Origin of the sequence: Streptomyces sp. (assembly GCF_050698815.1) — a bacterium.
GTDB lineage: Bacteria > Actinomycetota > Actinomycetes > Streptomycetales > Streptomycetaceae > Streptomyces.
Genome location: NZ_JBOHCV010000553.1, coordinates 1 through 10850, shown reverse-complemented (window position 1 = coordinate 10850; position 10850 = coordinate 1). Strand labels below are relative to the sequence as shown.

Genomic DNA, 10850 nt, shown 5'->3' with positions numbered 1-10850 from the left:
GGCGGTCCATGAGCGCTGTGGATGGCGAGGGTCCGGGACGGCCGCCCGGTACGCGGCTCGATGGTCTGCTCGAAGAGCTGCCCGTGCGGATCGATCAGGAGGGCACCCGGGACCGGATTCACAGCCTTCTGGAGGCGGTGCTCTCGGTGGGGCGGGGGCTGGAGCTCTCCGAGGTGCTGCAGCGCATCGTCGAGGCGGCCGTGCTGCTCGTCGACGCCGAATACGGGGCCCTCGGCGTGATCGGAGAGGACGGGAAGCTCTGCGAGTTCATCCCGGTCGGAGTGAGCGAGGAGCAGGCCGCGGCCATTGGGCCGCTGCCCGCGGGTCACGGGCTGCTCGGTGAGCTGATCCGGAACCCGGTGCCGCTGCGGCTGCCGGAGCTGTCGCTGCATCCCTCGGCGCGCGGCCTGCCGGACGGGCATCCCCCGATGCGGTCCTTCCTCGGCGTTCCAGTCCGGGTACGGGACGAGGTCTTCGGCAATCTCTACCTGGCCGAGAAGCGGACCAGCGGGGAGTTCGACGGCGAGGACGCGTCCGTACTGTCGACCCTGGCCGTGGCGGCCGGTGTCGCCATTGAGAACGCACGGCTGTACGAGGAGGCCCGCTACCGCCAGCGGTGGCTGGAGGCGAACGCCGAGGTGACCCGGGCACTGCTGTCCGGCGTCGGCGAGCGGCACGTCCTCGGTCTCATCGTCGATCTGGCGCGGACCATCCTCTCCGCGGATCTCGGCGTGCTGGCGCTGCCGGAGGACGGTGGTGAGCTGCTGAGCGTGGTCGTCGCCGCCGGGGTCCACTGCGAACGCCACCGTGGTCTGCTGCTGCCCCGCGAGGGGTCCTTCGAGGGTGCGGCCGTCGCCGCCGGCGAGGTGACCGTCAGCGCCGACGTGGAGCGCGATCTGCGGGTGACCGCCGGCCCGCCGCGCTGGGCCGGACTAGGACCGGCGGTGGCGGTGCCCATGATCGCTGACGGACAGCCTCAAGGGGTGCTGCTGCTGGCCCGTACGAAGCCGCGAACGCCCTTCGCCGACACCCAGACCGCGCCTTTGAGCGCCTTCGCCGACCAGGCCGCCGTGGCCATGGAGCTCGCCGAGCGGCGGCGCGACGCCGAACAGATCACCCTGCTGGAGGACCGCGACCGCATCGCCCGCGACCTGCACGACCTGGCGATCCAGCGGCTGTTCGCCACGGGGATGACGTTGCAGAGCGCGGTGCGGTTCGTCGAGCATCCCAAGGCCGGTGAGCGGCTGCTGCGAGCGGTCGACGACCTCGACGCGACCATCAAGATCATCCGTACGACGATCTTCGGGCTGCGGACACATGAAGCAGCGGCGGACGGGGACGGACTGCGCGGACGCGTCAGCGCGGCGGTGCGGGAGGCCGCGACAGCGCTGGGGTTCACCCCGGTGCTGCGGCTGGAGGGCCTGCTCGATACGGACGTGCCGGCCGGTGTCGCCGACGAAGCCGTCGCCGTGCTCGCCGAGGCCCTGGCCAACGCGGCCCGGCACGCCCGTGCGAGTGCGGTCGAGGTGTCGGCCGGGGCGGGGGACGGCGCGCTCACGCTCCGGGTGGTGGACGACGGCGTCGGCATCCCGGCGGACGGCCGCCGCAGCGGGCTGCGCAACCTCGTGGAGCGGGCCGAGCGGCTCGGCGGCGAACTGGTTCTGGAGACGCCGCCCGGAGGCGGGACCGCCCTCGTCTGGCGGGTGCCGGTGGACGGCGGGGCACGGGCGGGAGGGGCTCCCTAGGGCGGGCGGGCTCAGGGACCGGTCGGGTCACGGCCGGTCCGGCTCCTGCGGATGCGCCTGGGTGGCGAGCACCGCGGCCTGTACGCGCCGTTCGACGCCCAGCTTCGCCAGCAGCCGGGAGATGTGGTTCTTCACGGTCTTCTCCGACAGGTAGAGGCGGTGGCCGATCTGCCGGTTGGTCATCCCCTCACCGATGAGGGAGAGGACGTCCCGTTCGCGGGGCGTCAGGTCGGCGATGGCCGCGTGCCCGGCCTGCCCGGCGGAGTCCCCGGTGCCGGCGGCGCCGTCCGTGCCGCGCAGGCTGCCCATGAGCCGGGCCGTGGTCGCGGGGTCGAGCAGCGACTGGCCGGCCGCGACCGTACGTACGGCTGACACCAGGTCGGAGCCCTTGATCTGTTTCAGCACGTAGCCCGCCGCGCCCGCCATGATCGCGTCCAGCAGGGCGTCGTCGTCGTCGAAGGAGGTGAGCATCAGGCAGGCCAGCTCGGGCATGTGGGAGCGCAGCTCACGGCAGACGGTGACACCGTCGCCCTCGCCGCCGGGCAGCCGGACGTCGAGTACGGCCACGTCCGGTCGCAGCGCGGGCCCGCGGGTGAGAGCCTGCTCCGCGGTCGCCGCCTCACCGATGACCTCGATGTCGGCCTCCGCTTCCAGCAGGTCGTGCACTCCGCGGCGTACGACCTCGTGGTCGTCGAGAAGCAGGACCCTGATGGGGTTCTGCGCGGAGAAGGCGCGTGATGCGTTCATGTCGGTCCTCGTGGTCCGTCGTGGCTCGCTGCTCGTGGCTCGTGGGTGTTCGCTCCCGGCTCCTGGAACGGATGGTTCCTCCACAGGACGTGGCTCGAACAGGGCGATCAGGGCCGACCAGGGCCGAACGGGCCCCGGCCAGGGCCGCGCGCAGGCCACCCGTCCCTCCAGCAGGGACCCTTTCGGCCCTCTCCCCGGGCGCGCGGACGTGTGACCGTGCTCTCGTGACCGGTTCTCTGCTGGCGAGGGGGTCAGCGCATGAGCACCAGGAAGAGGCTGTGGCGCTTGCGTCGCAATCCGCTCCGCCGCCGATCCGACCGGGCCGAGGCGTGGGCGGCGCTGGCGGCCGGAGCGGTCATGGCCGTCGGCGCCCCGTTCACGGGATTGCTGGCCTCCGATGCGGTCGCCGACGGCCTGCGGGACCACCCGGGTCTCCACCGGGTCTCGGCCGTTTCGCTGGAGAACGCACCCAGCACGGACGGCATCGCCACCGTGACGAACGACCCCGAGGTGCCCACCCACGTCAAGTGGAAGGTGGCCGACGGCTCCGCCCGTACGGGCGACGCACCGGTGCGGGCGGGAACCCCGGAGCGCAGCCACGTGACGGTGTGGCTCGACGGTCGTGGCGTACCGCGGCAGCCACCTCCTGACTCCACCCAGATCACGACGGAGAGCATCGCCGCGGGCAGCGCGGCCGCGGGTGGTGCGTGCTTCGTCACGCTGGGCTGCTACTGGGTGGTCAAGCGGCGCCTCGACGCGAGCCGTACGCGGGAGTGGGAGCGGGAGTGGGCCGCCGTCGGTCCGCGCTGGAGCCGCCGCGACTGAGACGGCCCGGACGGGTGGGTCCGGGCCGTCTCAGTGGGCTCAGTCGTGTGCCACGACCGCGACAGGAGTGCGCGCGTGGTGCATCACCGCGTGGGCGACGGGGCCGAGGTGCCAGCCCACCAGCGAGCGGCGGATGCGCCGGCCGACGACCACCATGGACGCCCCGGACGCCGCGTCCACCAGGAGGCGGGCGGGACGGCCGGTCAGTGCCTCGGCGTGCACCTCGAGGGCGGGGTACTTCTCCCGCCAGGGGCGCAGGGCGGCGGACAGCTCCGTCTCCTGTTCGGCTTCCTGCCGGGCGTGCTCCGCGTCGAGGGCGGGCCTGGTCCCGTGCGCCGGCGGGTGGTGTCCCCAGCTGTGCAGGACGCGCAGCGGGGCGGAGCGCCGGGCGGCGGCGTCGAAGGTGAAGGCGAGGAGTTCGTCGCACGGCCGGCCTAGGTCGAGGCCGAGAACGATGCCTCCCTCGGCTGCCGGCGCGTGGTCGTGCAGGCCCGGCTCCTCCGATTCCGGGGCGCGGACGAGGATGACCGGGCACTGGGCGTGCGCGACGGTGGGCAGGGCGGTCGAGCCGACGATGTATCCGAGCACGCTGCCCAGGCCACGGGAGCCGAGGACCAGCAGATCGGTGCGGGTGGAGAAGTCGGAGAGCACATAGGACGGACGTCCGGCCTCCAGTTCGACCGTCGTACGCAGGCCGGGGTGCCGGCCGGCGAGGTCGTCCACCGCCTCGCTCGTGATCTTGTGCGCCCATTCGTGCTCGACATGGTCCTGCGCGATCGGGGAGTAGGGGTAGGCACCCGTCTCGTGGATCTGGACCAGTTGCAGGGTGGCGCCACGGCTGAGCGCTTCCCGTGCCGCCCAGTCGACCGCTGCTTGGCTTTCTCGTGTGCCGTCCAGGCCCACGGTGACGGTGTCGAACATGGTGCCTGCCTCCGCATCCGGCTTGCGACGAAGCATGGGGACTCATGTCCATTGTCCCGCTGCCCCGGCGCGACACCGGAGGGCGCGAAGCGTCCGGGGACGTCAGGGCGAAGCGTCCGGGGACGTCAGCGCGAAGCGCCCGGGGACGTCAGCGCGAACGGCCCGGGTCTCCGGCCTGCCCCGGGTCAGTACCCCAGCCCGTGGCCGTAGTCGTAGAGGTCGCGGTCAGGGTCCTCCAGGCTCGGGATGGCGACCGGGAGTGCGCCGGTGGGGTTCAGGTCGCCGTAGAGGGCGTCGGCGAGGGAGGTCAGGGAGGGGTTGCCGTAGCTGAAGGTGGCCAGGTACGCGGGGACGGCGGGGAAGCGGCGGATGTCGTAGGCGTTGCGCACGGCGACCGCGATGACCTGGGTGCCGGTCTCCAGCAGGGCCTTGACCAGGGCGGCCTGGGCGACTCCCTTTTCGCCGGCCGCCGCGGCGGCGTTGGCCAGGACCACGGTCACGTCGTGGTCGCGGGCCGCGGCCTTGGCGGCGTCGATCTTCGCGGCCGTGGGGACCGCGCCGGTTTCCAGCGCGGTGGCGGACTGGCCGGCCCGGCCGGCGACCGTACGGGTGAGGGACTCGACCGATTTCGTACCCCAGCCGGTGACGAGGACGGTGCGCTTGGCACCGGAGAGCGGGAGGGCGTTGCCCTCGTTGCGTACCAGGGTGATGGTGCGGGCCGTGATGCGGGCGGCGTCCGCGACATGGCGGCGGTTGCCGACGAAGCGCTCGGCGTGGTCCTCGTCGACGTACGGGCGGGGGAAGAGGCCGTTGCGCACCTTGTGTTCGAGGATGCGGAGCACGGAGGCGTCCAGGCGGGACTCGGAGACCTCGCCGGAGGTGAGGGCGGCCATGACGGCGGCGTGCGCGGTGTCCGTCTTGGGGGCGAGGACGAGCTGGTCGCATCCGGCTTGGAGCGCCCGTACCGGAGCGACGTCCGGCGGGAATTCGCCGGACGCCCCCTGCATGTCGAGGGCGTCGGTGACGATGAGGCCGCGGAAGCCCAGTTCCTCGCGGAGCAGGCCCGTCACGATCGGCTTCGACATCGTCGCCGGGGCCTCGCTGGGGTCAAGGGCGGGCACGACGATGTGCGCCGTCATGATCGTGTCGACGTCGCGGGCGATGGCGGCGCGGAAGGGCGGCAGGTCGATGGTGTCCAGTTGCTCGCGCGTGTGCTTTATCACCGGCAGACCGGTGTGGCTGTCGGTGTCGGTGTCGCCGTGGCCGGGGAAGTGCTTGGCGGCGCTGGCGACTTCGCCGCGGTGGTAGCCGCGCACGGAGTCGGAGACCAGCGTGGCGCACAGCTTCGGGTCGGAGCCGAAGGAACGGACGCCGATGACAGGGTTGTCGGGGTTGATGTTGACGTCGGCGACCGGGGCGTAGTTCTGGTTGATGCCCATCGCGGCCAGCTCGCTGCCGATGATCGCGGCCGAGCGGCGGGTGTCGGTACGGGAACGGCCCGCGCCCAGCGCCATGTTGCCCGGCAGCTGGGTCGCCGGTTCGAGCATCCGGTAGACGACGCTGCCGCCCTCCTGGTCGATGGAGACGAGGAGGGGGACCCGGGCGCCGGTGTGCAGGGCGGCGCGCTGCAGGCCGTTGGAGAGGCGGGCGATCTGGCGGGGCTCGCCGAGGTTGTCGGGGCCGCGGCGGGAGTCGAAGTAGATCACTCCGCCGGGGCGGTACTTGGTGATGACCTCGGCCGGCGTGGAGACCCCGTACAACGCCGTGTTCTTGGGATGCGAGGTGTCCGCCGTCCGGCCGTAGACCTCGAGGACGAAGAGCTGACCGACCTTGTCCGTACGCGACATGCGGCTGAGCAGGGAGCGTGCCGTACGCCGGACTTCGGCGTCGTCCCGCTCCGCCGCCCGCGCCGTACCGGCGGAAATGCCCATGGCCGCCGCGACGCCCGCGGCTCCTGCTCCGGCCAGGACGCTTCTGCGGGCGGTGGATCGCGGCTGCGGCTGCGGCGACTGCGGCATCGGAACGCTCCTCATGCGGGCGACAGGAGTCGGGCGTACGGGGCGCACATCGTCCCAGCGGGGCGGGGAGAGAACCAGACGCCGCGCTGATGTTCATCGGTCCAGACCAGTGGTGCCACGGCGTCGGAGAGCGGCCGGAGAGCGGCCGGGGAGCGCCGGGGAGAGCGGCCCGGCGTCCGTGCGAACCCGGGCACCCGGCGCCGCCGCCCACTCGTGGGACGAGGGGCGGCGGGTGCGAGGGAGCGGCGCAGCCGTCGTCAGCCGGCGAGTCCGGCCTTGACGCCGCGCGCTATCCGGACCACACGCTCGGCCTGCACCCGCGCGGCCGCGCGAGCGGTGTCGTCGACCGGGTTGTCGCCCTTGGCATCGGTGTGCGAGGTGCCGTACGGGTTGCCGTCCACGAACTTCGCCGGGTGGGTGTAGCCGGGGGCGGCGGTCAGGCCGCCGAAGTGGTGAAAGGTGGTGTAGAGGGCGAGCAGGGTGGACTCCTGGCCGCCGTGCAGGGTGGCGGAGGAGGTGAATCCGCTGTAGACCTTGTCGGCCAGTTTGCCCTCCGCCCACAGGCCGCTGAGCTGGTCGAGGAACTGCTTGAGCTGCGACGAGACATTGCCGAAGCGGGTGGGCGTCCCGAAGATCACGGCGTCGGCCCAGTCCATGTCGTCGGGGGTGGCCTCGGGGATGTCGGCGGTGGCGGCCACGTTCGCCGCCCATGCCGGGTTGGAGTCGATCGCGGCCTGGGGGGCCAGCTCGGTCGTGCGGCGCAGCCGGACCTCGGCGCCGGCCTTCTCGGCGGCGTTGTTGATCTCCTTGGCGAGCGCGGTGACGGTGCCGGTCGAGGAGTAGTAGATGACGGCGAGCTTGACCGCGGGCGCGGTGGCGTCGGTGCTCATGGTGGCTCCTGTCCAAGTGTCTTATGGGTTGGCTGGGTTGAGGGTAGGCGGGCGTGTGCCGGGTCGGGCACGGCCTCGGAAGAAGGGTAGTTGAAACTAGAACTACTCTCCTCAAGGGTGGGTCCGGTGTGACGTGGAACACGTCGGAGGCCGAAATATCCGGGGAGTCGATCCCCGTTATCGCCTGTGCCTCCGTAAAGCGGGGAGCTGCTCCCCGGATCGAAGGTTCCGGGTAGCGGACCACCACCGATCATCGACTCACCTTCACCGGTCCAGGAGCGAGGCCATGGGCACCACCGTCGGCGGCACCGATACCGCGACAGCCGAGCGCGCGGTCCCGAAGACGCGCGCCGATGCCGCCCGCAACCGGGCACGGATCGTCGCCGCGGCGCGGGAGGCGTTCGTCATCCACGGGGCGGACGCGCCACTGGACGAGATCGCCCGTCGCGCGGGCGTCGGCAACGCCACCCTGTACCGGCACTTCCCCGACCGCGGCACGCTCGTACACGGCGTCGTGCTCGCCGTGACCGACCGGATCGCGGACCGGGCGCAGGACGCGCTCGACACCGTGGCCACGGGGGACACCGATGCCGATGCGGATACCGACAACACCGTCGACGGAAGTGATGTCTTCGCCGCGCTGCGGGACTTCGTCTTCGCCGCCATCGAGGAGCGCGTCGGCGCGCTCTGTCCCATGCTGGCCGACGGTTTCGACCGGGACGACCCCGAACTGCTCGCCGCCCGGCGGCGCCTGGAACGGCTGTCCTCGGAACTGCTCCAGCGCGCCAAGAACGCCGGGCAGTTGCGCCCGGATGTCGAGGCCGGGGACCTGATGGTCGCCATCACCCAGCTCACCAGGCCGCTGCCGGGCACCGGCTGCGCCGAGATCGCACGCTACGTCGACCGCCATGTGCAGCTCTTCCTCGACGGGCTCCGTGCCCCGGCAAGGTCCGAACTGCCAGGCCACGCCGCCACCTTGGACGGGCTGCGCGGGACCGCCTGAGCCGCCCGGCCCGGCCGGTTCAGCCCGTTCGGCGACCCACCCCGACCTCAGAACTCACCTGACCTGACACCACTCCGCGCGGTCGTGCGGCACAGCCGCCCCGCCGCGGACACGACCCTTCGTTCTCACCCAGCACCAGCACCGTGAGGTAGGCACACCCATGCCGAAAACAGCCCATCCGGCCGACGGCCCCGACATCACCACCGGCCCCGACACCCCACGATCCGACCCGAGACGCTGGAAAGCGCTCGCCTTCATCGCCGTCGCCCAGCTGATGGTCGTACTCGACGCCACCATCGTGAACATCGCCCTCCCCTCCGCGCAGGCCGATCTCGGCATATCCGACGGCAACCGGCAGTGGGTCATCACCGCCTACGCCCTCGCCTTCGGCGGGCTGCTGCTCTTCGGTGGCCGGATCGCCGACCTCTGGGGCCGCAGGCGGGCCTTCGTCGTGGGCCTGGCCGGCTTCGCCGTCGCCTCCGCGTTCGGCGGGGCGGCACCGAACGAGGCGGTGCTGCTGGGTTCCCGTGCGCTGCAGGGCGCGTTCGGGGCACTGCTCGCACCGGCCGCGTTGTCGCTGCTCGCGGTGATGTTCACCGACGCCAAGGAGCGGGCGAAGGCCTTCGGTATCTACGGCGCCATCGCGGGCGGCGGCGGCGCGATCGGACTCATCTTCGGTGGCGTACTCACCGAATACCTGGACTGGCGCTGGACCTTCTTCGTCAACATCCCCTTCGCGGTGCTCGCCGCGGCCGGAGCGGTGCTCGTGATCCGGGAACCCGCCGGCGCCCGTAACCGCTCCTCGCTCGACATCCCCGGCGTCGTACTCTCGACTCTGGGCCTGGTCGCGCTCGTGTACGGCTTCACGCGGGCCGAGGCGCACGGCTGGGGCGACGGCGGAACCGTCGCCATGTTCGTCGCGACCGTGCTGCTGCTGGGCGCGTTCGTGGGTGTCGAGGCCAGGGTGAAGGCGCCGCTGCTGCCGCTGCGGGTGCTGACCGACCGGAACCGGGGCGGGGTCTACCTCTCCCTCGGTCTCGCCGTGATCGCGATGTTCGGGCTCTTCCTGTTCCTGACCTACTACCTGCAGGTGGTGAAGGGGTACTCCCCGGTCAGGACCGGTATCGCCTTCCTGCCGATGATCGCCGGAATGATCGTCGGCTCGACCCAGATCGGAGCACGGCTGATGACGCGGCTCCGGCCCCGGCTGCTGATGGGACCCGGCTTCGTGGTCGCGGCCGGCGGCATGCTGATGCTGACCCAGCTGGAGGTGGACAGCTCGTACGCGACGCTGATCATGCCCGCGCAGCTGCTGCTCGGGCTGGGCATGGGCACCGCCTTCATGACCGCCATGTCGCTGGCCACCATCGGCGTCGAGCCGCAGGACGCGGGCGTCGCCTCCGCCATGATCAACACCTCGCAACAGGTGGGGGGTGCCGTCGGGACCGCGTTGCTGAACACCATCGCGGCCAGTGCCACCACCTCCTACCTCACCGCGCACGCCGCGGACGCGACCGGCGGGCGTGCCCGGCAACTGCTCAAGTTGCAGGGCATGGTGCACGGTTACACGTCGGCGATCTGGTGGGCCGTCGGCATCCTGCTGCTCTCGGCGGCGATCGCGGTCACGCTCGTCACCGCGCGGGGGCAGGGCGGCTCGCAGGTGCGGGGAGCCGGCTCCGCCGGTGCCGGGGACGGCCAGGGTGCGGCTGAGGAGGGCCCGGTACCGGTGCTGGTGCACTGAGGGCGCGCCCGGCGCAGGCGCCGGGGGAGGAGCCGCTGGACCACGGAACAGCCGGCCCCGCCGGACCCATGACCACATCAGGTCATGGGTCCGGCGGTTTCGCGTTGCGCCCGCCCCGGCCGGGCGGGCACCGCCACGCGCAACCATCGGGCGGTGTGGGTCGTCTTCCATGGTGGGAGAAGAGCCAGGCGCGCTGCTCCCTCAGAGTGAGGCACGGTGGAGTGCGGGACTCGAAGGACACCGCCGGCTTCTCCGGCACCCGCTCCGACCAGGATTTCCCAGGTCCGAGCGCCATGTGACCCTGTGGACGGCCGGACAGGGTACTGCATGATCAGGAAAATGACGCGCGCGTTGGGAATTTAGTCCGGTTTCCAGTCGTTGTTTCCTACGGATGGGGGCACTCGGGGAGTGTCCGACCACAGCCACCAACCACGTAATCCACTCGCAAGGGAGCCCGCATGGCAACCCGTGCCGTCGCCCGTCGTCAGGCCACCGCGACCGGTGTCAGTGACACGGCCAACAGTGTTCGCGCCGCGGGAAGTGAAGTCGCGGACCGTGACCTGGTCGGCATGTATCTCGACGAGATCGCCCGCACCCCACTGCTCGACGCGGCAAAGGAAGTCGAACTGTCGCTCGCCATCGAGGCAGGGGTGTACGCCCGCCGAATACTGGATCAGGACGAGGAGCCGCTCACCGAGGACTCGGCGAGCGCGACCGCGGCATCCGAAGAGCTGGAAGCGGTCGTCGCCGAAGGGGAGCGCGCCAAGGACGTCTTCATCCGGTCCAACCTCCGCCTCGTGGTCGCGGTCGCGCGGCGGTATCCGCGCAGTGGACTGCCGCTGCTGGACCTGATCCAGGAGGGCAACGCGGGTCTGGTCCGCGCGGTGGAGAAGTTCGACTACCGCAAGGGCTTCAAGTTCTCCACGTACGCGACCTGGTGGATCCGGCAGGCCATCACGC

Annotated in this window: 9 protein-coding genes; 5 read left to right on the top strand and 4 right to left on the bottom strand. The window is 71.7% G+C overall.

What is annotated here, in order from left to right:
* The first annotated feature begins 8 nt into the window (after positions 1-8).
* Positions 9-1745, top strand: coding sequence for a GAF domain-containing protein (locus ACRDP3_RS20010; RefSeq protein ID WP_431518347.1), 1737 nt, complete (start codon positions 9-11; stop codon positions 1743-1745).
* Between the two features lie 27 nt (positions 1746-1772).
* Here ACRDP3_RS20010 and ACRDP3_RS20005 read toward each other — a convergent pair whose 3' ends face one another.
* Positions 1773-2492, bottom strand: a complete 720-nt coding sequence (locus ACRDP3_RS20005) for a response regulator (protein ID WP_431518346.1) — start codon at positions 2490-2492, stop codon at positions 1773-1775.
* Positions 2493-2750: 258 nt separating this feature from the next.
* On the opposite strand from ACRDP3_RS20005, the gene ACRDP3_RS20000 reads away from it, so the two are divergent.
* Positions 2751-3317, top strand: coding sequence for an Rv1733c family protein (locus ACRDP3_RS20000; RefSeq protein ID WP_431518345.1), 567 nt, complete (start codon positions 2751-2753; stop codon positions 3315-3317).
* Positions 3318-3356: 39 nt separating this feature from the next.
* On the opposite strand, the gene ACRDP3_RS19995 is transcribed toward ACRDP3_RS20000, so the two are convergent.
* The 3 genes from ACRDP3_RS19995 to wrbA all read right to left on the bottom strand — a co-directional run bounded on the left by ACRDP3_RS19995 (position 3357) and on the right by wrbA (position 7146).
* On the bottom strand, positions 3357-4274 hold the full coding sequence (locus ACRDP3_RS19995; RefSeq protein ID WP_431518344.1) for a universal stress protein: 918 nt from the start codon (positions 4272-4274) through the stop codon (positions 3357-3359).
* A gap of 149 nt (positions 4275-4423) precedes the next feature.
* A complete protein-coding gene (locus ACRDP3_RS19990; RefSeq protein ID WP_431518343.1) occupies positions 4424-6256 on the bottom strand; it encodes a glycoside hydrolase family 3 protein in 1833 nt (610 codons plus the stop codon).
* Between the two features lie 257 nt (positions 6257-6513).
* Positions 6514-7146 (bottom strand): NAD(P)H:quinone oxidoreductase, encoded by a 633-nt coding sequence (gene wrbA, locus ACRDP3_RS19985; RefSeq protein ID WP_431518342.1) that lies wholly within the window; start codon positions 7144-7146, stop codon positions 6514-6516.
* 286 nt (positions 7147-7432) lie between these two features.
* On the opposite strand from wrbA, the gene ACRDP3_RS19980 reads away from it, so the two are divergent.
* From ACRDP3_RS19980 to ACRDP3_RS19970, 3 genes are all read left to right on the top strand, one after another.
* A complete protein-coding gene (locus ACRDP3_RS19980) occupies positions 7433-8149 on the top strand; it encodes a TetR/AcrR family transcriptional regulator (RefSeq protein ID WP_431518341.1) in 717 nt (238 codons plus the stop codon).
* A gap of 160 nt (positions 8150-8309) precedes the next feature.
* Positions 8310-9890 (top strand): MFS transporter, encoded by a 1581-nt coding sequence (locus ACRDP3_RS19975; RefSeq protein ID WP_431518340.1) that lies wholly within the window; start codon positions 8310-8312, stop codon positions 9888-9890.
* Positions 9891-10348: 458 nt separating this feature from the next.
* Positions 10349-10850: sigma-70 family RNA polymerase sigma factor (locus ACRDP3_RS19970; RefSeq protein WP_431518339.1), on the top strand; the 502-nt coding region annotated here is incomplete at its 3' end.